At 46.0% G+C, this 20,839-nt stretch carries 20 protein-coding genes and 2 tRNA genes; 13 read left to right on the top strand and 9 right to left on the bottom strand.

Annotated elements, in window-relative coordinates; genetic code table 11:
* Positions 1 to 36 precede the first annotated feature (36 nt).
* Positions 37 to 873: a sugar phosphate isomerase/epimerase family protein gene (locus PQG45_RS06360; protein ID WP_315574650.1), complete on the bottom strand. Its 837-nt coding sequence runs from the start codon at positions 871 to 873 to the stop codon at positions 37 to 39.
* Positions 874 to 933: 60 nt separating this feature from the next.
* On the opposite strand from PQG45_RS06360, the gene PQG45_RS06355 reads away from it, so the two are divergent.
* Positions 934 to 1,494 (top strand): pentapeptide repeat-containing protein, encoded by a 561-nt coding sequence (locus tag PQG45_RS06355; RefSeq protein WP_316070496.1) that lies wholly within the window; start codon positions 934 to 936, stop codon positions 1,492 to 1,494.
* On the opposite strand, the gene PQG45_RS06350 is transcribed toward PQG45_RS06355, so the two are convergent.
* Genes PQG45_RS06350 through PQG45_RS06340 form a run of 3 tightly spaced genes read right to left on the bottom strand, consistent with a single transcriptional unit; the run spans position 1,462 to position 3,455 of the window.
* Positions 1,462 to 1,941: a DUF1569 domain-containing protein gene (locus tag PQG45_RS06350; RefSeq protein ID WP_316070495.1), complete on the bottom strand. Its 480-nt coding sequence runs from the start codon at positions 1,939 to 1,941 to the stop codon at positions 1,462 to 1,464. The two genes, PQG45_RS06355 and PQG45_RS06350, sit on opposite strands and share 33 nt — an antisense overlap.
* Positions 1,938 to 2,573: a hypothetical protein gene (locus tag PQG45_RS06345; RefSeq protein ID WP_316070494.1), complete on the bottom strand. Its 636-nt coding sequence runs from the start codon at positions 2,571 to 2,573 to the stop codon at positions 1,938 to 1,940. The genes PQG45_RS06350 and PQG45_RS06345 overlap by 4 nt, the downstream gene beginning before the upstream one ends.
* Positions 2,574 to 2,594: 21 nt before the next feature.
* Complete coding sequence (locus PQG45_RS06340; RefSeq protein ID WP_315574643.1) at positions 2,595 to 3,455, bottom strand: bile acid:sodium symporter family protein; 861 nt, start codon at positions 3,453 to 3,455, stop codon at positions 2,595 to 2,597.
* A 37-nt stretch (positions 3,456 to 3,492) separates the two neighbouring features.
* Here PQG45_RS06340 and PQG45_RS06335 point away from each other — a divergent pair, with 37 nt between their 5' ends.
* Positions 3,493 to 4,371 carry a 1-acyl-sn-glycerol-3-phosphate acyltransferase gene (locus PQG45_RS06335; RefSeq protein WP_316070493.1) on the top strand — a complete coding sequence of 293 codons (879 nt, stop codon included), beginning with the start codon at positions 3,493 to 3,495 and terminating at the stop codon, positions 4,369 to 4,371.
* A 30-nt stretch (positions 4,372 to 4,401) separates the two neighbouring features.
* Here the strand turns inward: PQG45_RS06335 and PQG45_RS06330 are convergent, their stop codons facing one another.
* From PQG45_RS06330 to PQG45_RS06320, 3 genes are read right to left on the bottom strand one after another with little or no spacing between them, the layout of a single operon-like run.
* Entirely contained in the window at positions 4,402 to 5,283 is an 882-nt protein-coding gene (locus PQG45_RS06330; RefSeq protein ID WP_316070492.1) for an aldo/keto reductase, read from the bottom strand.
* Positions 5,280 to 5,792, bottom strand: coding sequence for a D-glycero-alpha-D-manno-heptose-1,7-bisphosphate 7-phosphatase (locus tag PQG45_RS06325; RefSeq protein WP_316070491.1), 513 nt, complete (start codon positions 5,790 to 5,792; stop codon positions 5,280 to 5,282). Before PQG45_RS06325 ends, PQG45_RS06330 begins: the two co-directional genes overlap by 4 nt.
* 6 nt (positions 5,793 to 5,798) lie before the next feature.
* Entirely contained in the window at positions 5,799 to 6,236 is a 438-nt protein-coding gene (locus PQG45_RS06320) for a hypothetical protein (protein ID WP_316070490.1), read from the bottom strand.
* A 113-nt stretch (positions 6,237 to 6,349) separates the two neighbouring features.
* Between PQG45_RS06320 and PQG45_RS06315 the strand changes: the two genes are divergently transcribed.
* The 7 genes from PQG45_RS06315 (at position 6,350) to tgt (ending at position 16,332) form a co-directional block, all read left to right on the top strand.
* Positions 6,350 to 6,727: a DUF983 domain-containing protein gene (locus PQG45_RS06315; protein ID WP_316070489.1), complete on the top strand. Its 378-nt coding sequence runs from the start codon at positions 6,350 to 6,352 to the stop codon at positions 6,725 to 6,727.
* Positions 6,727 to 7,803, top strand: a complete 1,077-nt coding sequence (locus PQG45_RS06310; RefSeq protein WP_315574633.1) for an LptF/LptG family permease — start codon at positions 6,727 to 6,729, stop codon at positions 7,801 to 7,803. Before PQG45_RS06315 ends, PQG45_RS06310 begins: the two co-directional genes overlap by 1 nt.
* A 1-nt stretch (position 7,804) precedes the next feature.
* On the top strand, positions 7,805 to 8,683 hold the full coding sequence (locus PQG45_RS06305) for a DMT family transporter (RefSeq protein WP_315574632.1): 879 nt from the start codon (positions 7,805 to 7,807) through the stop codon (positions 8,681 to 8,683).
* A 396-nt stretch (positions 8,684 to 9,079) separates the two neighbouring features.
* On the top strand, positions 9,080 to 9,910 hold the full coding sequence (locus PQG45_RS06300; protein ID WP_315574630.1) for a sugar phosphate isomerase/epimerase family protein: 831 nt from the start codon (positions 9,080 to 9,082) through the stop codon (positions 9,908 to 9,910).
* Positions 9,911 to 10,133: 223 nt separating this feature from the next.
* A complete protein-coding gene (locus PQG45_RS06295) occupies positions 10,134 to 11,246 on the top strand; it encodes a Gfo/Idh/MocA family protein (protein WP_315574629.1) in 1,113 nt (370 codons plus the stop codon).
* Between the two features lie 3 nt (positions 11,247 to 11,249).
* The gene (locus tag PQG45_RS06290; protein ID WP_316070488.1) at positions 11,250 to 14,855 is read left to right on the top strand and encodes a PVC-type heme-binding CxxCH protein; all 3,606 of its coding nucleotides are present in this window, start codon (positions 11,250 to 11,252) and stop codon (positions 14,853 to 14,855) included.
* A 343-nt stretch (positions 14,856 to 15,198) separates the two neighbouring features.
* On the top strand, positions 15,199 to 16,332 hold the full coding sequence (gene tgt, locus PQG45_RS06285) for a tRNA guanosine(34) transglycosylase Tgt (RefSeq protein WP_315574626.1): 1,134 nt from the start codon (positions 15,199 to 15,201) through the stop codon (positions 16,330 to 16,332).
* Between the two features lie 3 nt (positions 16,333 to 16,335).
* Here the strand turns inward: tgt and PQG45_RS06280 are convergent, their stop codons facing one another.
* Positions 16,336 to 16,806, bottom strand: coding sequence for an Lrp/AsnC family transcriptional regulator (locus PQG45_RS06280; RefSeq protein WP_315574624.1), 471 nt, complete (start codon positions 16,804 to 16,806; stop codon positions 16,336 to 16,338).
* 99 nt (positions 16,807 to 16,905) lie between these two features.
* Between PQG45_RS06280 and PQG45_RS06275 the strand changes: the two genes are divergently transcribed.
* The 4 genes from PQG45_RS06275 (at position 16,906) to PQG45_RS06260 (ending at position 19,894) form a co-directional block, all read left to right on the top strand.
* A tRNA-Gly gene (locus PQG45_RS06275) sits at positions 16,906 to 16,978 on the top strand.
* A 45-nt stretch (positions 16,979 to 17,023) separates the two neighbouring features.
* A tRNA-Leu gene (locus PQG45_RS06270) sits at positions 17,024 to 17,109 on the top strand.
* Positions 17,110 to 17,499: 390 nt separating this feature from the next.
* Entirely contained in the window at positions 17,500 to 18,747 is a 1,248-nt protein-coding gene (locus tag PQG45_RS06265; RefSeq protein WP_315574622.1) for a serine hydrolase domain-containing protein, read from the top strand.
* Positions 18,748 to 18,895: 148 nt separating this feature from the next.
* Positions 18,896 to 19,894 (top strand): glycosyl transferase, encoded by a 999-nt coding sequence (locus PQG45_RS06260; RefSeq protein WP_316070487.1) that lies wholly within the window; start codon positions 18,896 to 18,898, stop codon positions 19,892 to 19,894.
* Between the two features lie 64 nt (positions 19,895 to 19,958).
* Here PQG45_RS06260 and PQG45_RS06255 read toward each other — a convergent pair whose 3' ends face one another.
* Positions 19,959 to 20,837 (bottom strand): PorP/SprF family type IX secretion system membrane protein, encoded by an 879-nt coding sequence (locus PQG45_RS06255; protein WP_316070486.1) that lies wholly within the window; start codon positions 20,835 to 20,837, stop codon positions 19,959 to 19,961.
* Positions 20,838 to 20,839 lie beyond the last annotated feature (2 nt).

The following is a 20,839-nucleotide window of genomic DNA, read 5'->3' as shown; positions in this document are numbered from 1 at the left end:
CCCAACTGAGCCACCCAACAAAAGTACACGAATTCGTTATAAGTTCTTCAAATACTCGATGCTCTTTGGCACAAATTCAAGTTCTTGGTTACTTTCATCCTCGATGAAGCAATGCTCGATGCCATTTTTCTTCGCCAACGTGATGATTTCCTTCCAGTTTCCTTGGCCCGTCCCTACCGGAACATCGTTTTCTGCAGGAGTACCTCCCGTTAAATTACCTTGAACCCCTTTGCGCAAGTCTTTCACGTGCATCAATTTCCAGCGGTTCGGGTATTTTTTTAATAATTTCACTGGCATATCAGCGCCTCCACCGTGCATCGTCCACAAGACATCCATTTCAAAAGAAACGTAAGCCGGATTCGTATTTTTGATGATGTAATCCATCAAGGTTCCATCCTCATAGGCATGGAATTCGTAGCCATGATCGTGGTAAGTAAAGGTGATTCCATTTTCTTTGAAAACTTTACCCGCACTGTTGAAAAGTGCTACGGCTTTTTGCGCGTCTTCCAAAGTGAAATCGTTCCCTTTATGCGGAATCCAAGCACACATCACAAATTTGGCCCCTAAGGCTTTAGCTTTGCGAACGGCTTCCAAAGGGTTTGCTAATTCGTCAAAACCAACACCCGTAGAAGGAATGCTAATGCCGCGATCTGAACATAGTTTCTTAAATTGCTCTTCGGTATACCCTTTGGTTGCACCCCCTTCTAATTCGGTAATGCCCATTTTCTGGATAATGTCCAAGGTGTTTTCGGTGCTTTTCGGGAAATGATTCCGGAAGGTATACGCCTGCACACCCATAGGATAGGTGTAAAGTTTTTGTGCAAAGGCAGGGAGCGTTAACAAGAACGCAAAAGCGAATAATGTCTGTTTCATATTGAATAGGTTTGTCTGTAAAAATGAAGGAATTTTCTGAAATATGCTAATTTTGTTGTCATGGAAAAACCCTACCACGCAGATCAAATTTTTGAAAAGATTAACACCTTGGCTTTAGGCGAATACGAAGGCTGCACCTTTCGGAATTGCCAATTTGAATCGGCGGATTTTAAAAACTTTCAATTCGTCGATTGTCGGTTCGAGGATTGCAATGTGAGTCTCGTCAAATTGAGCGCGGCATCCTTTCAAAAGGTATATTTCCAACGTTGCAAGATGCAAGGTCTACGTTTCGAAGCCTGCAATCCCTTTTTATTCGAGGTGCATTTCAAAAATTGCGTGTTGAATTTATCATCCTTTTACCAAATCAACGGAAAAGGGACTTCTTTTCAGTCTTGTTCCCTACATGAAGTTGATTTCAGCGAGGCGAATTTCAGCGAGGCAATTTTTGAGGAATGTGATTTAGCCGGTGCGCTTTTTGACCGGACGAATCTGGAGAAGGCCGACTTGCGAAATGCTTACAATTACCGCATTTCCCCGACCATCAATCGATTGAAAAAAGCCAAATTTTCCCAAGATGGATTGGCTGGATTATTGAGTGACTTCGGGATTGTGATCAGCTAACATGTCCCGCACAATTTTCAGATGGTGTTCCGTGTGAATCCACAGAAAACGTTTCGTCAACCGCGTGTTTAAATCGCCAAACATCGGATGGGTGAAAAATTGATTTGCCGACTGGTTCAGCAAATTCAAAATACTCAAACTCGCTCGATCCAAAGCCGCATCCAATTCCACTTTATCGATTTGTTTCGGCATGGCCGATTTAGGTGCTTTGGCTTTGCCACGTGGTATTCTTTTAGTCAACAAAATCAGCCATTTGGTGAATGAAGCTTTTGGCGAATACGTACTGGGATCTGAGGCAGCCAAGCCCGCAATCATCCCATTAATTACCTGCAAATTATGCAGCAGGTGCCAGCCTACGGATTCCGCCGAAATACGGGGATTTTTATGTTCCCATTTCTCCGACAATTCCTGCATTTCACGCAATTGGATGGCTAGTTTATTGATCATAAGCGCATTTGGAAAAACAATCCGTGGTTTGACTTTTCAAATTTCATGGGACCGTAAGCATCAAAATTTGAACCTAAACCTACGGTAAATTTATCAAAGGTCAAACCTGCGCGTAAACTTGCCCCGCTGCGCGCATGCGTTCCTACTTCGATATCGCGAACCAAGAGTCCTTGCAAACGCGTATATAAACGTACCTTATCTGATAATTTTGGTTTGAATTCTGCTAAAGCGACCGTTTCAAAGGCGTGACCCGGTTTGAAATTTAAGGTTGGAAAAACAACGATCAAATAATCCGGACTCGCTTTCAAGAACTGAAACCCGAGCGTAGGGACGAAACCCAATTTATAATGCCATTGCAAGCCCGATGCAGCACTGAATCCTTTGCCAAGCGCATAAGTGATGGAATTATTCAATACAATTTCCGTCTCGGAAGGAGTATTTTGGTAGTCGGCCGAACCAACCGTCACATTGAAAAAATTGAATTTGCCCGCGGCATCAATCGGCCGATTGATAATGATCAGTAAATTGGCCCGATTATTTCCGGCCATCACTTCAACGGGTAAGGGTGCTTTTTGAGCGAATGCAACACTAAACGATGCCAAAAAGGCGATGAGTACAAGGAAATTTTTCATGGCCACAAAATTACACAAAACTTAGTTGGCCAGCTTTTTTTGAGACCAAAAAGCAAAAACTGCCGCCGTAATAAACATGATTAGGCTGTAAACGACCGCCGGTATGGTCATCGCGCCATTATTCAAGATACTCAAGGCGATGTAGATTGCTAAGGACCCATTATGAATCCCGACCTCCATCGAAATGGCCACCGCCTGTTTGGGAGGAAGTCTAAAAAGGCGTGGCAGAAAATATCCTACGAGCAGACAGGCTAAGTTAAACGACAAAGCTGCTCCCCCCACCGCGCGAATATCGTGCATTAAATGGTCGATTTCCTTCAGGCCCGCCAAGACAATTAACAGCGCGAGGAATACGCCGGAAATCAATTTAACCTTGCCTTCCATGCGTTGCGCAAAAAGCGGGTATCGGTAGCGAATCCACATCCCTATACTGATAGGCGTGATAATCATCGCACAAACCTCCAGTACTTTTTGAAATTGCATGGGCACATAGGCCTCCGCTTGCATAAAATAGGCTAGAGACAAATTGACAATCCAGGCAATCGAGAAGATCGATAACACACTGTTCAGCGCGGTTAAACTCACATTCAACGCGACATCCCCTCCCGCCATGTGGCTGTACAGATTCGCAGAGGGTCCGCCGGGAGCGGCGGCTAATAACATCAGCCCGACCGCCAAGGCGGGTTCCAACTGGAAGAAATCCGCTATGACAAGGCAGATTGCGGGTAACAGGAGCATCTGCGTGATCAAGCCGATTAATACGGCTTTCGGATATTCAAAAATACGTTTGAAATCTGCTGGTGTCAGCGATAAACCTAATCCAATCATGATCACGGCAATGGCCATGGGCATGAGATAGATTGAGAGAAAACTTGCTTGCATCCGATAATTTTTAAACCTTGCTCAAAATATTGAAATTTTGCTTGTCATCCTAAAATTATTTGTCCGACTCGGCCTCTGGATCTTCGCTCCACAGGTACATATCCGCAATAAAAGCCTCCTCGCAAAACAAGGACCTTTGTTGGTCGTAGCGAATCACCCCGACTCCTTTTTAGATGCGGTTATCCTAGGCGCCTACTACCCTAGAAAAATGCATTTTCTGGCGAGAGGCGATGTTTTTCGTAAGCCCATATTTGGTTTTTTATTGCGTTCCATTGGGATGATTCCGATTCACCGCGCGCGGGAGGGACGCGAGCATTTGCACCTAAACGCCGGTACTTTTGATGCCTCGGTCGATGTGCTGGCTAAAGGCGGAGGTATCTTGATTTTCATTGAGGGTATTTGCTTATTGACCCATGAATTGCAACCCTACAAAAAAGGAGCGACTCGCATTTTAGAGGCTGCTCAGCTGCGTGGGGTACAGCCGATGATTCATGTCATTGGAATAGCTTACAACGATTTCAAGGCCTTTGGGAAAGTTGTTGAAATCCATGTGGAGGAATTTGAACAGGCGCCGGCCTTGGAACATGCCAAACATCGGTTGGATTTCAATGCTGCCGTGTTCGAGCAAATGAAGCGATTAATACATGTGCCCACGAAGCGCATACGCATTAAAAAAAGTCTGTTTTATTATTTGAATTTGCCGTTTTACAGACTGGTCCAAGGGGTCGTCGATCAAAAAACCAAGGACACCGTTTTTTATGATTCGGTGCTGTTTGCCGCCTTATTGTTCACCTATCCGTTGTATTTGCTCATTCTTGGAACAGGCTTATGGCTTGCGGGTTTGCCGATTTGGTATGTCGCATTTTTTATCCTCATGTTGCCCTTGGGCATCAAAATCCAAATGAAAAGCACATAAAAAAAGCCCCGGGATTTCCCAGGGCTAAGCTTAATCTTGTATCGACGAAACGGGTTTCGTCGCTTGGTATAATTCATACCAATCTTCGTGACTTAAATTGATTTGGAACGAATTCACAATGTTGCGAATGCGCTTCTCTTCGAGTGTACCAATTAAAGGCAATGCACCTAATTTCACCAACCAGGCTACGGCAATCGACTCGATGTTCGCGTCGTAACGTGCCGCCACTTCCAATAATTTCTTACGCACTTTAAGCGCTAATTCATCCGTGCCGTTTTCAATGCGTCCACCTGCCAAAGGAGATGTCGCCAACGGGCGCATGTATTTTTGTTTGATGTAATCGATGGCCCCGTTATCGAGTGCCGCGGTATTCAACAAGTTCATGTCGATGTGATTCGAGACGACCGGAATGTTCAAGTAAGAAACCAGCAATTGATGTTGGTATACAGAGAAATTCGATACCCCGATGTTCTTCACTTTCCCCGCCGATTTCAATTTTTCCAATGCCAATGCTGTCGCTTCAAGATCCGAAAGAGGATCTAATTGGTCCAACAAAAACACGTCCAAATAGTCAGTTTGCAGATTGCGCAACGAGTTTTCAACCGAAAACGTAATGTGCTCTGCCGAGGTATTCACGTGGTTAACGCGGTAATGAGGTGTCGTATTCACGCCGCACTTAGAGAACAAGACGATGTCGGAACGCTTGAACGATTGTTTCGCAAGCACTTCGCCAAAGCGTTTTTCGCAGGAATAGTCCCCATAGCGATCCGCGTGGTCGAAGGTATTTACGCCTAATTCCAAGCAAAGATTGACAATTTTCTCCATGTCGCCCTTGCCCGCTTCCCAGCGCCAAAATCCGTAAATGGCAGGAGAAACTTTGGGGCCTGCATCGCTTAAATAGACCTTGTTCATCCTAATATAATTTTTGAGGCGGCTAATAAATCATCGACTAAATGGGTGGCCTTCGTTTCCGTTCCTTGCGGAGCCAAACGAATCGTCCGTAATCCAGCACGGGTTCCAGCGGTAATATCCCGCTCATGATCGCCCACCATCCAGGAGGCATCCATGTCTACCTCGTATTTCGCGGCGGCTTTTTCGATCATTAAAGATCCGGGCTTACGCGTCAAAGAATGGCTATCAAATTTTTCGTGGTAAGGGCAGAAATAGATGTCATCCAATTCCACACCCGTTCCATCTTGAATCGCTTGATGAATCATGTATACATCTTCGCGTTTGTAAACTCCTTTGGCGATACCACTTTGGTTGGTGATAATCACCAACAAATAGCCCGCATCCTTCAAGGCACGCAATGCTTCCCCAACGCCTGGTGGAATGATAAACTCCTCCATTCGGTAGACATAATCCACACGGTCAACATTCAGAACGCCGTCGCGATCTAAGAAAATGCACTTATTCTTCATTCAATCTTAAAATAAAAGCTTCCAAGGAATGCGGCTCAAAATCAATACGAGCGCAGCCAAGGTAAAAATTAAGGCGTTTTTGTGCTTCGCAGCATCTGCAATTGCCTTCTTGTTTTTCGCGTTATTCACAGTTGCCAAAACAACGGCAATAATGTTCACTGAAATATGTTCAACAGCGATTAAACGCGTTGCTGGATCCTTCATAGCTGCACCGAAATCGGTGAAAGCAGCGGCCGTAATAGGGCTTAAGAAGAAATACAAAGCCAAACCGATGAGTAATTGCGTGTGCAAAGAAATCATAAAGAACAATCCAGCTTTGCGATCCGATTCCGTAAACAAGGAATTATTTGAGCGACCACGTAGGGCGCGGGCAATCACATTGATACCTAAAATGAACACGAATACAAAAAGTACGATGTGAACGGTTGAAACAATTGAATACATGTGATGATAAGTTTTAGTTTGCGACAAAGATACGAAAAGCCCTTGGAACGTGACCTTTGTTACGAATATTCCTCCAATATTCTTTATCTTTGGGGCTCAAAATCAGTAGAAATATGTCAGATTCGTCTAAATTGAAGGCCACCATTAACGCCCGTTGTCCACAATGTCATGAGGGTAGATTGTTTAAATTTAAGTGGTGGAATATTTTCAATTTTGCCCAAATGGAGGAGCATTGTTCCGCGTGCGGCATGCGCTACGAGATAGAACCCGGCTTTTTTTACGGTGCCATGTATGTTTCTTATGCCTTTACCGTGGGCATTATGCTGGTAGGCGGAATCATTATCTTCAATTTATTTAATGATCCCGATGCGATGGGCTATGTGATTCCCATCACGACGGTTTCCTTGATTTTGGTTCCTTTTAATTACCGTGTCTCCCGTGTTATTTTCATACATTTGTTTTCCGGAGCGAAATACCGGCCGAACAAATAATGAAAATCCTTGATCTGTACATTCTGAAAAAATTCCTGAAGACCTATGTCTTCGCGGTTTTTCTCATTGTATTGATTGTCATGGTGATTGATTACACGGAGAAAATCGATGATTTTATCCGGAAAGAGGCACCGATGCGGGCCATTATTTTCGACTATTATTTGAATTTCATTCCCTATTGGGCAAATTACATCAGCCCGTTGATGGTCTTCATCGCGACCGTATTTTTTACGGCGAGCATGGCTGCCAAAACCGAAATCATCGCGATTCTCAGCTCAGGTGTTAGCTTCACCCGTTTGATGCGCCCGTATTTAATTGGCTCCTCCATCATTGCATTGGGGACCTTTTTAATGATCGGTTGGGTCGTTCCAAATGCCAACAAAATTCGTGTTCCCTTTGAACATGAATACATCAATGGGACTTATTTCTTCGACAAGCGGGATGTGCATATTAAAATCGCCCCCGATGTCTATGCGTATATTGAGAGCTACGACAATACCTCGAATACGGGTTATCGCTTTAGTTTAGAGCGCATTGCCGACAACGAAATCAAGCAAAAATTGATGTCGGACCGTATCACCTGGGATTCCGTGGCGAAGAAATGGACGATTCACGATTACCGCATTCGGACCTTTGCGGGGAATGGAAATGGACTTGTATTTGGAACGAAGATTGACACAACCCTAAATCTCTTGCCAAAGGATTTTCAGAATAAACATTTGTTGCACGAGACCTTTACCTTGCCGGAATTGAACCGACATATCGATTTAGTTCGATCCCGAGGAGCCGATGGAATTGAGGTTTTTTTAATTGAAAAGTATATCCGTTTTGCCAATCCGTTTTCGATCATCATTTTAACGATCATCGGCTTCTTGGTGTCGGCACGGAAGTCACGCGGGGGCGTGGGATTTCAGATTGCTTTAGGATTTAGTTTGGCCTTTGTTTACATCTTGTTTTTCATGATGAGCAAGGGAATTGCAGAAGGTGGTGGCATGCCCCCGATGCTGGCGGTTTGGCTGCCGAACATTGTCTTTTCCGGGGTAGGCCTCGGCTTATACTACACCATTCCGCGTTAAGATGAAGTCGGCCCCACGTTTGTTGGACTACCTGAAGATCCATTTCATTGTGGTCTTGTATGCGTTCACCGCCATTTTAGGCAACGCAACATCCGCGAATGCCTTGACCATCGTATTTTTTCGCTGTGTGATCGCCGCCGTAGGTTTGGTGGGGATACTGTATTATTCCAAAACTTCGTTTCGAATTAGCCAAAAGGTCTTGAGCATTTGGCTCTTGAATGGCGTGTTCATTTCACTCCACTGGTTGTTGTTTTTTGGAGCTGCCAAAGTCTCCACGGTGGCCATGTGTTTAGCTGGATTATCCACACAAACATTCTGGACCTCCGTGATGGAACCCATCGCGAAGAAAACCAAAATATCCTGGGAAGAGGTCTTTTTAGGGGTTCTCGTGATTGTGGCTTTGGGGATTATTTTTTCGGTCCAACAAGCCCAATGGCTGGGTCTCTTGATGGGCATCGGAGCCGGATTTTTTGGAGCACTCTTTTCGGTGATCAATGGGAACTTTACCCATACGCATGACCCGAAACTGATCACCGCGTATGAGATGGCGGCGGCGGGCGTCATGACCGGATTGGTTTGGGCTTATGGATTAGTAGAAGGAGGCGTGGGTTATATCCCCATGGATTGGGACTGGATGTGGATTGGAATTCTCGCGGTCGTTTGTACCGTTTATGCGTATACGGAAACGATTCATTTATACAAGGTGTTTTCGGTCTTTTCAATCAATCTCGTGATTACCCTAGAACCCGTTTATGGCATTCTGTTAGCCGTGTTTATTTTTGGCCAAAAAGAAGTGATGTCGGCAGGATTTTATTGGGGTACCGCGCTATTGGTCCTGACGGTGATGGTGCAGCCGTTTTTGCAGAAGCGAAGTCGCTAGTCGTCAGTCACGAGGGGTTCAGTTCGGAGGGAAATAGTCCGAAGGGGATTAGTCTGGGGACTAGACGCGATACTGAACTGCACTTTGGCAAACCTTCCAGGATTGCCAAAGTTTGAGACGCTTTTCTGCGTCGATTCCCCTAGGCTAAAGCCTAGGGTTAGTAAGCCCAGACTTTAGTCTGGGGACTAGACACGACCCCGAAACCCCTAGGCTAAAGCCTAGGATTATTAACCCCAGCATCAAACTTTATAACCCCAGACTTTAGTCTGGGGACTAACCACGACCCCGAAACCCCTAGGCTAAAGCCTAGGGTTATAAATTACCTTTGGCAAACCTTGGAGGATTGCCAAAGGTTAAGGTGAAATTTCCTATATTGCTTTCGCAAACCTATTCAACATGAAACACCCCATCGCGATGAACCTGCTCGTTTTCGGGCCGGAGATGGATCAAAACGTATTATCCGAATTAGCCTTTATCGCCGAAACCGGCTATCAAGGGATCGAAATACCCATATTCAACACGGATTTAGCGCATTGGGAGGCCTGGAAAAACGAGGCCAACCGACTAGGCTTGCAAATTTTTGCCTGTGGTATTGCAGGGCCCAGCGAGAACTTAATTTCACCAGATCCTGCCGTTCGAAAAGCGGGTTTGGATTACATCAAAGCTACGATTGACATCGCCGCATATTTGGGATCTCCCTATATTTCAGGACCGATACACTCCGCTTTAGGAGTCTTTACCGGGAAGCCCGCGACGGAACAAGAAATCAATTGGGCTGTGGATGGCGTCACGGAAGCGGCCAACTACGCCGCAGAAAAAAACATCACGATTTGCCTCGAATACCTGAATCGTTTTGAGAGTTATTTGGTATCCTGTGCGGATGAATTATATGCCTTGGTGGGAAAAATCAACCATCCAAATGTGCGCATCATGTACGATACTTTTCATGCCAACATCGAGGAAAAAAACACCTCGGAAGCATTGAAACGTATCGCCGATCAAACACCCCACATCCAAATTTCCGAAAGCACCCGCGGAATTTTAGGACAGGGGCAGGTAGATATTCGCGGACTGCTTCTTACATTAGATGAATTGAATTACCAAGGCTGGATCGTCGTGGAATCCTTTGGGATGAAACTACCGGCAGCCCATATTTGGCGTAAAATGTTTGAGAGTGAGCGGGAATTGATCCGTGAGTCGTATCGGCATTTGATGTCGATCGGCTAATTGCTCTTTGGCAATCCTTACAGGTTTGCCAAAGTTTGAGACGCTTTTTCAGCGTCGATTCCCTAGGCTGAAGCCTAGGGTTATCAAACAAAAGAAAAATATATAACCCCAGACTTTAGTCTGGGGGATTTAACACAAAAGCCTAGGGCAAAAAATAAAAAATAACCCCAGACTTTAGTCAGGGGATTTAACAAGCGAGCCATCGCAAGCATAACCTAAACCTATGAAAAAATACAACGTAGCCATCGTCGGCCTAGGATTTGGAGCGGAATTCATCCCGATTTATCTGAAACACCCTTTGGCCAATATGTATGCCATTTGCCAACGAAACGAAAAAAAACTCAATTCAATCGGTGATGCATACGGCATCGAAACACGTTACACGGATTTTGAGAAATTGATTCAAGACCCCAACGTCGATGTGGTGCACATTAACTCGCCCATTCACTTACACGCCGAGCAAACCTTGAAGGCTTTGAACGCCGGAAAACACGTGGCTTGTACGGTTCCCATGGCAACAACCGTGGAAGAATGCAAGGCAATTGTGGAAGCGAGCAAACGCATGGGGAAAAAATACATGATGATGGAAACCGTGGTCTATGCCCGCGAATTTTTATACATCAAAGAACTTTATGAGAAAGGCGAATTAGGGAAAATTCAGTTCCTGAAGGCATCTCACCAACAAGACATGGACGGCTGGCCGGATTATTGGCCAGGTTTACCTCCCATGCATTACGCGACGCACTGCGTAGGTCCGGTAGCCGGTTTATTACGTTTGGAGGCTGAATACGTGTCATGTTTCGGTTCGGGAACGATCCGCGAGGAGCTAATCCAACATTACAATTCACCATTCGCCGTGGAATCTGCCCACATCAAATTCCGTGATTCAGATTTAAGTGCCATGGTGTACCGTTCGCTGTTCGATGTAGCCCGTCAATACCGCGAAAGTTTCGAGGTTTACGGTTCCAAAAAGTCGGTCGAATGGCCGTTAATCGAAGGCGAAGAATTAGTCGTTCACACGGCCAAAAAACCGGAGCCCGAAATTCCATCGAAAGTTCCTACGCCTGATTTCGCCCATTATTTACCGGAAGAAATCCAAAAATTCACTACGAAAGGTGTCTACGACGAGGATGAAAACACGCACTTATCCTTCACCCAAGGGGGCGGACACGGCGGTTCTCACCCACATTTGGTGAACGAATTCCTACAAGCTTTGGCCGCAGATCGCGATCCATTCCCGAATGCACCAGCTTCGGCCAACTGGACGTCTGTCGGCATTTTAGCCCACGAATCTGCCCTACAAGGCGGTAAAATCATTGAAATACCTAAATTTTAAGCCATGCGTTTATTGCTGATTGCCTGCCTTTTATTGTCTCAAGTTACGTTGAATGCTCAGACCGGGCGCCGACTGGAACTCCTCTTTTTGGGAGATAAGGGACACCACAAACCATTCGATCGCTTGCCGGCATTGCAGTCGGCGGTCGGAGTTAAGGGAATGAACATCACCTATACGGAATCGTTGAAAGATTTGAATCCGCAATACTTGAATAAGTTCGACGCCTTGATCATTTATGCGAATCACGATTCGATTCCAGCTGCGCAGGAAAATGCGTTATTGGGTTATGTGGCAACCGGCCACGGCTTGGTGGCGATCCACTGTGCATCCTTCAACTTCCGTAATTCGAAGGAATTTGTGAAGATGGTGGGCGGTCAATTTTGGCGCCATGGCATGGATTCAATCCGCGTGAAAAACGAGGCGAATACAAACGTCCAAATTAAGACCGTGGACGAGACGTATTTACACGCCTATTTACAACCCGACAATCAGATTTGGCAAAGTCGGATCATTGGACCTGAGCAGGCCAAAGATAAACCCGGCGCAAAGACAGAACCCTATACGTGGACGCGCACTTTTGGGAAAGGAAACGTATTTTACACGGCTTATGGCCACGATGAAAGAACGTGGAATACGACCGGTTTTCAAGACTTGATTACGCAAGGAATTTTGCATGCCGTAGGTCCAGAGAAGCGGGCAATTTTGGCAGCACTCAACTTACCAACCTTGAAATACCGCGAGGCAAATTTGCCGAATTACGAGAAACGCGAAGGCGTTCAATTGCAACAATTGCCCCTGAGCCCGGAGGAATCAGCCAAATTCATTCAGGTTCCTGTTGATTTCAACCTACAATTATTTGCGGCAGAACCGAATGTCATGCACCCAATTGCGATGGCTTGGGATCATAAGGGTCGTCTATACGTGTTGATTACCAAAGACTATCCAAATGAACGCAAAGAAACGGGTGGAAGTGATTACATCTTGCTTTGTGAGGACACGAACAAGGACGGGAAAGCGGATAAATTTACCAAATGGGCGGATGGTTTGAGTATCCCAACCGGTATGGTTTTCGCGAATGGCGGGATGATTATTTCGCAGGCGCCACACATGATTTTCTTGAAGGATACGAATGGCGACGACAAGGCCGACGAACGCAAGATCTTGTTCACAGGTTTTGGTACAGGCGATACGCACGCAGGACCATCGAATCTACATTATGGATTTGATAACTGGATTTGGGGTTGTATCGGATATTCCGGATACAAAGGAAAAGTAGGATCGGATTCCTTGCAATTTGCACAGGCATTCTTCCGTTTCAAGCCCGATGGTTCGAAAATGGAGCACATGACGACAACCTCAAATAATACCTGGGGATTTGATTTCAATGAGGCGGGAGATGTGTTTGGTTCAACGGCCAACAATGCACACGGTTGGTACATGCCCATTCCCCATCGCAACATCTGGCATGCGCCGATGTCCTTGAACGGTTCCAAAAATACGGATACGCACAAAGACATGCGGACGATCACGCAAAAAGTACGCCAAGTGGACGTTTTTGGTGGATTTACCGCAGCAGCAGGACATAATTTTTACACGGCGAGGGCCTTTCCAAAGAGCTATTGGAATCAAATCGCCTTTGTTTCGGAACCGACGGGACACGTAATTCACCAGAACCGACAAGTTGCCAAAGGCGCTGATTTCAGTGACCAAGAAGCGTATAATTTAATGGCTGGAGCAGACGAATGGGTATCGCCCGTATTTGCACAAGTAGGTCCGGATGGAGCTGTTTGGGTGGCCGACTGGTATTCGTACATCATTCAGCATAACCCGGTTCCACAAGGATTTAAAAATGGCGGTGGTAATGCCTATGATACGGATTTGCGCGACTTCACGCATGGTCGTATTTACCGCATTGGATACAACAAAGCACCGGCTTATACACCTGTGGATTTGAGTACGCCAGCAGGATGCGTGGCAGCCTTATCAAATAATAACTTATTCTGGCGCTTGACGGCTCAGCGATTATTGGTTGAGCGTGGCAATAAAGATGTGGTTCCTGCCTTGGTGGCACTTGTTTCATCGGCAAAAGTGGATGAAATTGGATTAGCACCGGGAGCGATTCATGCCTTGCGCACCTTGGAAGGCTTAAACGCATTGCCATTCGATGTAACTGTCAAGGCCTTGCGTCATCGCAGCGCGGCGGTTCGTAAGCAAGCGGTACAAGTATTGCCTCGCACAGAGGCGGGAGCGAAAGCGATTCTAGCCATGGGTTTATTGAGTGACCGAGATTCGTTGGTTGTTTTAAATTCCATTTTAGCATTAAGTGAGATGCCAAACAGTCCGGCGATTGATGCTGCCGTGATGAAAAAAATTGCAGCAAGCCAACAAAATGAGGACCGTTGGATCCCAGATGCCTTGACGGCTTGGGCGATGTCGGCAAACCAAAAACGCATCGAAGGAATCATCCGTGCGGAAGGAGCGAAATCGGCACAAACGGTTGCTGAGAAATTAGCGAAAGACTTAAAAAATCCATCGGTGGATGGGTCGACCAACGGCATCGATTTAGTTGTAGAAGAAGTACAAGTGAAAGGTGGAAACTTCAAATTACGTGAAGGAGCAAGCTTTGTTATTCGGGTTAAAAACCGCGGAACGCAGGCATTGGCGAAAGAAATTCCGGTACCTATGAACATTAAAATTGAGGGAATGGGTAGTCGGATCGACATGGAATCGTATACCTTCAAGGATGGCATAGCACCAGGAGAAACGATTTCGGTTATCAAAGGAAACAATGGTCCATGGACCGGAAATTTAGGTTGGACCGCAGAAAACGCGGGCAACTATACCATGGAAATTGCCTTGGATCCGAAGGCAACAATTGCGGAATCGAATCGTGGAAACAATGCCTACCGACAAGCCATTACGGTCAATAACACGACGACTTTATCTACTTACATGGTGGAAAAAATCTTCCGTGCTGGAGCTACGGAGTGGACAGGCAACCAGGTTGTAACCTATTTGCAATTGATCGGAAATCCTGAAAGTGAGGCCATGGGCGTCGCGTTGAAAGGAGCCGCTGGCACATGGAATGTGAAGCGATCTGCGGAATTAAGTGATGAAAGCAGGGCCTATTTTATGGCCTTGGCAGAATTAGTTCGTCCACAAGATTTGGTTATGTGGGAGCGTTTGGCAAATGCTTGGAAGATTGAAATTCCGAGTAGCGCTGCCAAAGGCAATGTAGTAAAGATCACGATTCAAACGATCAAGGAAGCGATGAAGTACAGCCCGGCGGAATTCAAGGTTCCGGCAGGTGCGACGGTAGAATTAATTTTTGAAAACGTTGATGCGATGCAGCACAACTGGGTATTAGGAGCCTTGGGAAGCCAAGAAAAAATTGGTTTTGCGGCAGATAAGATGATCACGGCGGCGGATGGCGCAGCGAAAAACTACATTCCTTCGATGCCAGAAGTATTGGCATTTACACCTTTGGTTGAATCGGATGGCCGCGTGAAAGTGGTTTTCAAAGCACCGAGCGTTCCTGGAAATTATCCGTTCTTATGTACCTTCCCAGGACACTGGCGGATTATGAATGGGGTGATGAAGGTGGAGTAGAAGTAAGAGTGAAGAGTGAAGAGTGAAGAGGTGCGGATGTCCTTCGGACGGAAATATATAACCCTAGGCTAAAGCCTAGGGATTTCACGAACGTGCCTATCTCCCCAGACTAAAGTCTGGGGTTATAAAATGAACCCTCCAGACTTCGGACTCCAGACTCAGGACTAACCCCCTCCGGACCCCAAACTCACGACTAGAGACTAGTGACTTTTTTCGTACCACTCCCCAGACTAAAGTCTGGGGTTATAAAATGAACCCTCCGGACTAATCCCCTCCGGACTCCGGACTATTTCCCTCCGGACTAGAGACTAGCGACTTGTGACTATTTTCGTACCTTTGCCGCATGAAGTTCGAAATTGAAAAGTTAGACCCGAATTCCAAGGCACGGGCAGGGAAATTAGAGACCGATCACGGGGTGATTGAAACACCCATTTTCATGCCGGTGGGCACCGCGGGCACCGTAAAAGCGGTTCACATTTCCGAATTATCAAAACCCATCAATGCCCAAATCATTTTGGGGAATACCTACCATTTATACCTCAGACCCGGCCTCGATGTCATCGAAGCGGCGGGCGGATTGCATAAGTTCAACGGTTGGGATAAACCCATCTTAACCGATTCTGGTGGCTACCAAGTCTATTCGTTGGCAGGAACCGGTCGGAAAATCCAAGAGGAAGGCGTCAAATTCAAGTCGCACATCGACGGCAGTACACACTTTTTCAGCCCAGAAGGCGTGATGGATATTCAGCGCACCATTGGCGCCGATATCATGATGGCTTTTGACGAATGTACGCCTTACCCATGTACCTACGAATATGCGCGCAAGTCGATGGACATGACGCACCGCTGGCTAGACCGTTGCATCACCCGTTTTGATGAAACAACCCCTAAATACGGCTATAATCAAGCATTATTCCCGATTGTTCAGGGAAGCGTTTACTCCGATTTACGAAAAGTTTCGGCGGAATACATTGCCTCCAAAGGGGCCTTTGGTAATGCAATCGGTGGACTTTCGGTGGGTGAGCCAGTGGAAGATATGTATAAAATGGCCGATGAGGTGACTGACATTTTACCGAAAGACAAGCCTCGTTATTTGATGGGTGTGGGTACGCCGGCGAATATTTTGGAAGGAATTGCGCTCGGAATCGATATGTTTGATTGTGTAATGCCTACACGGAATGCCCGCAATGGGATGATTTTCACAACACAGGGCTTTATCAATATCCGTAACGAAAAGTGGAAAAAGGACTTTTCAGTCATCGACCCATTCTTCGCGGAAGATATCCATGGTCAATATACCAAAGCCTATTTACGCCACCTGGTGCGCTGTGAGGAGCTTTTGGGGCCGATGATTGCGAGTGTGTTTAATCTTCGTTTTTACCTATGGATGGTTGGCGAGGCCCGCAAGGAAATTCAAGCAGGCACGTTTACCGCATGGAAAAATCGGATGATTCCGCAGTTTATGAACCGCTTATAAGCATCAAGGAATAGGTAAAACCTTGCTTTCTTTGAAGCTAGAAAGAATCACCATCGTGGAAGTAGCGGCTACTTCTTCGATTTCGTTGATTTTTTCCAACATCAATTTTTGGTAGGTAGAAATATCTTTTGAGATAATTTTCAACATAAAATCCCCCGAACCTGTTACGTGGTGACATTCGATCACTTCGGGAATTTGGTTGATTTGGCGCACGAAAGACTCCGTTACCTGCTTCTTGTGGCCCGTCAATGTCACTGTTACAAAGGTGCTTACCCCCAAACCGATTTTATCGCGATCTACCTGCGCATGATAGCTTTGAATGATGCCCAAAGCCTCTAATTTCTTCACGCGTTCCAAGGTCGGAGCCGGCGATAAACCAATTTCTTTGGATAATTGGGCATTGGTAATCTTCGCGTTTTGCTGAAGGATTTCCAATAATTTATGATCAATCTGATCTAGTTTGGTGATGCTCATTTGTTGATTTGAAAAAACAAAAATAAAGATTTTTTAAGGAATTTTTGCCTTAGGTCTTGCATAAATAACTTTAAGGTTCTACTTTTGTACCCACAAAACGCGAAAGTAGCTCAGCTGGTAGAGCGCGACCTTGCCAAGGTCGAGGTCGCGGGTTCGAACCCCGTCTTTCGCTCAAAACGAGAAGGCACCTCTAGGTGCTTTTAAGTTTTACAGGGCTGCCTGGGTGGTGGAACTGGTAGACACGCAGGACTTAAAATCCTGTGAGCCGAAACGCTCGTATGGGTTCGATTCCCATCCCAGGTACATAAATCGACTGAAAACCTTCTAAGGAAACTTGGAAGGTTTTTTTGTTATTGGACATTGGACATTAGACATTGGACGTTGGAGGGTTTTTATAACCCCAGACTTTAGTCTGGGGGCTAGACATGCTCGGGAGATCCCTAGGCTAAAGCCTAGGGTTATATACATCAGTCGCAAGTCGTCAGGCCCTAAAGTATATTTTTATACCCCAAGACTATAGCCTAAGGAATCGACGCTGAAAAAGCGTCTCAAACTTTGGCAATCCTTAAAGGTTTGCCAAAGAGCCTGTCCAAAACTTTCCACGCCTCTTAACTCTTACTTCTTAGCTCTTACCTCAATTCCCTTGCATCTCCCCCACACAATCCGTAGTTTGCAGGATAATCAAACCTATCCATGAAAAAAATTCTGTTTTTTCTGTTGACCGGCTTTGCTGCAACGGCGCAAATCCTCTCCCCCATTCAAAAATCGCATCCCCAAATGGATGACAAACGTTTAGCCTACATCGATACCGTGATGGAGGAATACGTTCAAAAAAACTGGATGGTCGGGTCCACAACTTTGGTCATTAAAGACAATTCGGTTGTCTATTTTAAGTCGAACGGCTATGCCGATTTGGCGAATAAAAAACCGATGACTAACGAGGCTATTTACCGCATCATGAGTCAAACCAAAGCCATCACCAGTGTGGCAATCATGCAATTAATCGAACAAGGCAAATTGCGTTTAGACCAGCCCGTTGGCGATTTTATCCCCGAGTTTGCGACACAAACCGTCGTAAAGGAGTTCAATCCCGCGGATTCATCTTACACCACCGAACCTGCCCAGCGTAAAATTACGATTCGCGATTTGTTGAGCCACCGTTCCGGCATCGACTACGCATCCATCGGTTCTGCCAAAATGCAGGCAATCTACGCCAAAGCGGGCATTCCTTCCGGCTTAGGGAATTTCAATGCCGTTTTATTAGACAAAATGAAATCCTTGGGTCGCTTGCCACTCGCGCACCAACCGGGCGAAAAGTTCACCTACGGCTTAAATACGGATTTATTGGGCTGCTTGGTCGAAGTAATCTCCGGCAAAACATTAGAAGATTATTTCAAGGCGAATATCTTTGAGCCACTCGGCATGAAGGACAGCTATTTTACGGTTCCCCTGGAAAAATCTTCGCGCATGCCTAAGGTCTATACGGAGAATGCCGACAAACAAATCATCCCTTGGGATCCTACGTTCCGTAACTTAGATCCGAATTATCCGCTGTATCCACACACCTATTTTTCGGGTGGCGCAGGACTTTCCATGTCAACTTTCGACTACGCGACTTTCTTGCAAATGTTGTTGAACGGCGGAGTTTACAACGGAAAACAAATCCTAGGACGTAGAATGATTGAGCTCATGACGAGTCCGCAGATCAACAGGGGAAATGATGATTTCGGTTTAGGTTTCAACATTACATCGAAAAAATCAGCCCAATTAAATGTGGTTTCCGAAGGAACATTTGCCTGGGGAGGTTATTATGGCACCAACTATTTTGTCGATCCCAAAGAGAAATTAGTTGTACTGATCATGACGCAACATACGCCGAATTCACATGCAGATTACGGCAATAAAATTGAGAATATCATCTACGGTAGTTTGAAAAAATAACCCTGTCACGCAGGCTTGGCGCCTGCTGGCCCGTGCGGTGGCGAACGCTGCCGGGGTCGCTGACCCCGGCAGCGTGGTCACGCCAGGCGCCAAAGCCCTAACGATTTTCAATTTACATTTCGTATTTTTGAAACTGATAATCTGAAGCATGCAAAAAATCGTCATCACCATCTGTTCCATTAACTACCTCGCCCAAGCCAAAACGCTCGGCGATTCGCTAATGAAACACAACCCCGATTATACATTTTTAATCGGTTTGGTGGACCGACTGGATGCATCCCAGGTGGACAAGGACCTATTGCCTCCCTACACCCTCGTAGAACTGCATACAATTGGCATAGAAGACCTCGATGAGATGTGCGCACGTTATGACATCACCGAACTAAATACGGCCGTAAAACCGTACTTTTTGGACTATGTCTACCAGAACTACCCAGAAGCACAATTTGTCCATTATTTTGATCCAGACATCATCATTTACCAGCCGCTCACCGAAATCGAAAATGGCCTAAAAGACCATAGCCTATTTCTGACGCCACATACGTTGAAGGCCTACCCCGACGACGCATGCAGCCCGAACGAACGCGGCCTATTAAACACCGGTTTGTATAACCTCGGCTTTATCGGGACCAAACGCAGCGAAACCACCCACCAATTCTTACAATGGTGGAAAGATCGCCTATTTGATCAATGCTACATCGATTTGGCAAACGGCATGTTCGTCGACCAGCTATGGGTGAATTTCGCCCCCATTTTCTACGAAGATGTGTTTGTCAGTAGACACCTGGGGCTCAACATGGCCTATTGGAATCTCCATGAACGCCAAATAACAAACGATAATGAGCCCTATTTGGTCAATGACAAATACCCATTGATTTTCTTCCATTTCTCCGGTTATTCACCTGAAAAACCAACCGAAATTTCGAAATACCAAGACCGATATACCTTCCAAGAAAAGGGTGATGTCGCGAGTTTGTTTGATTACTATGCGCAAGCATTGATCGCAAACGGCCACAAAGAACTAAAGAAATACAGCTGCTACTACATTAAGCCGGCTGTTAAAGCACCGGTAAAACGCTATTTGCGCGTTCGGAAATATGCGAGCATGCCGTTCCGCTGGATCATTCGCCAAATCGAGAACGCCTAGAAACAAAAAAGTCATGCGTTAATAACGCACGACTTTACATACTCTGTGTTCTAAAATTTACTGTCTATTTCTTCGCCAAACGAACGCGCAACGCTAGCTCGTGTGATTGACTCGTCATTTTACTGATTTGGGAGGTCGGTAATTCATATACATACCCGAGGTAAAAAAGCTTTGACATCTGAACGCCTAGGCGCATGCCTATGCTTTCGCCAGCTCGATAACTCAAGCCTGCATCCAATTTGCCATTCATATTCGCCACCACATTCACATCGTAGCTTACGGGTAAATCCGTCGCTAAACGTATTAATGTACTCGGATACAAGGTTACCTTCTCAGAAACAGGCCATTTAGTCCCTGTCATCACGAAGAAACTCGGGCTGTCTTTATAGGCAGAGCCGGAGGTCCCGAAATCATAGCGAAACATCCGAGGCTGCGAAATACTAAAAAACAATCCGTCGCCCTTATACACCTTCACGCCCCAGCCCGTATTCACCTGCATGCCAGTCGAACGGTCGGTAGCAAAGGCCTCATCCCCCGCTTGTGGCAATCGGATTCCCGCAAAATTCAAGGTCATATTCCCCACGCCTCCGCGAATACCACCTGAAAATGACCAAGCCTCATTCAAACGCACATGGTAGGCAAAATCAAGCCCCACATGCACCGTTTTCATTGGGCCCGCTTCGTCCAGTAGGCCCACCAAACCGAGGCCCTTTTGCTTGCCCCATTTCAGATTCGCCGTAATTCCCATGGTCTTCGGCGCTCCTTCGATGCCCATCCATTGCTGGCGATTCATCACCGTAATTTCAGTCCCCTCATAACCACCCACATGCGCAGGCGTAATGTTTTGGGGATTGAATCGGTACAAACTGTAAATCGGATCTACTTGTCCCCATGCGGGCAGAACCCCCACGGCAAGTAACAACATGATATATATTCGCTTCATAA

The organism is Aquirufa regiilacus (genome assembly GCF_032470275.1).
Taxonomy (GTDB): domain Bacteria; phylum Bacteroidota; class Bacteroidia; order Cytophagales; family Spirosomataceae; genus Aquirufa; species Aquirufa regiilacus.
The sequence above is the reverse complement of the archived record's forward strand: the minus strand, read 5'-3'. Positions and strand labels throughout refer to the sequence as shown.

What these genes read in the sequence shown, in the direction of transcription:
- PQG45_RS06360 (WP_315574650.1), bottom strand. Translation starts at nt 873, where the DNA reads ATGAAACAGACATTATTCGCTTTTGCGTTCTTGTTAACGCTCCCTGCC.
- PQG45_RS06355 (WP_316070496.1), top strand. Translation starts at nt 934, where the DNA reads ATGGAAAAACCCTACCACGCAGATCAAATTTTTGAAAAGATTAACACC.
- PQG45_RS06350 (WP_316070495.1), bottom strand. Translation starts at nt 1,941, where the DNA reads ATGATCAATAAACTAGCCATCCAATTGCGTGAAATGCAGGAATTGTCG.
- PQG45_RS06345 (WP_316070494.1), bottom strand. Translation starts at nt 2,573, where the DNA reads ATGAAAAATTTCCTTGTACTCATCGCCTTTTTGGCATCGTTTAGTGTT.
- PQG45_RS06340 (WP_315574643.1), bottom strand. Translation starts at nt 3,455, where the DNA reads ATGCAAGCAAGTTTTCTCTCAATCTATCTCATGCCCATGGCCATTGCC.
- PQG45_RS06330 (WP_316070492.1), bottom strand. Translation starts at nt 5,283, where the DNA reads ATGAACAAGGTCTATTTAAGCGATGCAGGCCCCAAAGTTTCTCCTGCC.
- PQG45_RS06325 (WP_316070491.1), bottom strand. Translation starts at nt 5,792, where the DNA reads ATGAAGAATAAGTGCATTTTCTTAGATCGCGACGGCGTTCTGAATGTT.
- PQG45_RS06320 (WP_316070490.1), bottom strand. Translation starts at nt 6,236, where the DNA reads ATGTATTCAATTGTTTCAACCGTTCACATCGTACTTTTTGTATTCGTG.
- PQG45_RS06315 (WP_316070489.1), top strand. Translation starts at nt 6,350, where the DNA reads ATGTCAGATTCGTCTAAATTGAAGGCCACCATTAACGCCCGTTGTCCA.
- PQG45_RS06310 (WP_315574633.1), top strand. Translation starts at nt 6,727, where the DNA reads ATGAAAATCCTTGATCTGTACATTCTGAAAAAATTCCTGAAGACCTAT.
- PQG45_RS06305 (WP_315574632.1), top strand. Translation starts at nt 7,805, where the DNA reads ATGAAGTCGGCCCCACGTTTGTTGGACTACCTGAAGATCCATTTCATT.
- PQG45_RS06300 (WP_315574630.1), top strand. Translation starts at nt 9,080, where the DNA reads ATGAAACACCCCATCGCGATGAACCTGCTCGTTTTCGGGCCGGAGATG.
- PQG45_RS06295 (WP_315574629.1), top strand. Translation starts at nt 10,134, where the DNA reads ATGAAAAAATACAACGTAGCCATCGTCGGCCTAGGATTTGGAGCGGAA.
- PQG45_RS06290 (WP_316070488.1), top strand. Translation starts at nt 11,250, where the DNA reads ATGCGTTTATTGCTGATTGCCTGCCTTTTATTGTCTCAAGTTACGTTG.
- tgt (WP_315574626.1), top strand. Translation starts at nt 15,199, where the DNA reads ATGAAGTTCGAAATTGAAAAGTTAGACCCGAATTCCAAGGCACGGGCA.
- PQG45_RS06280 (WP_315574624.1), bottom strand. Translation starts at nt 16,806, where the DNA reads ATGAGCATCACCAAACTAGATCAGATTGATCATAAATTATTGGAAATC.
- PQG45_RS06265 (WP_315574622.1), top strand. Translation starts at nt 17,500, where the DNA reads ATGAAAAAAATTCTGTTTTTTCTGTTGACCGGCTTTGCTGCAACGGCG.
- PQG45_RS06260 (WP_316070487.1), top strand. Translation starts at nt 18,896, where the DNA reads ATGCAAAAAATCGTCATCACCATCTGTTCCATTAACTACCTCGCCCAA.
- PQG45_RS06255 (WP_316070486.1), bottom strand. Translation starts at nt 20,837, where the DNA reads ATGAAGCGAATATATATCATGTTGTTACTTGCCGTGGGGGTTCTGCCC.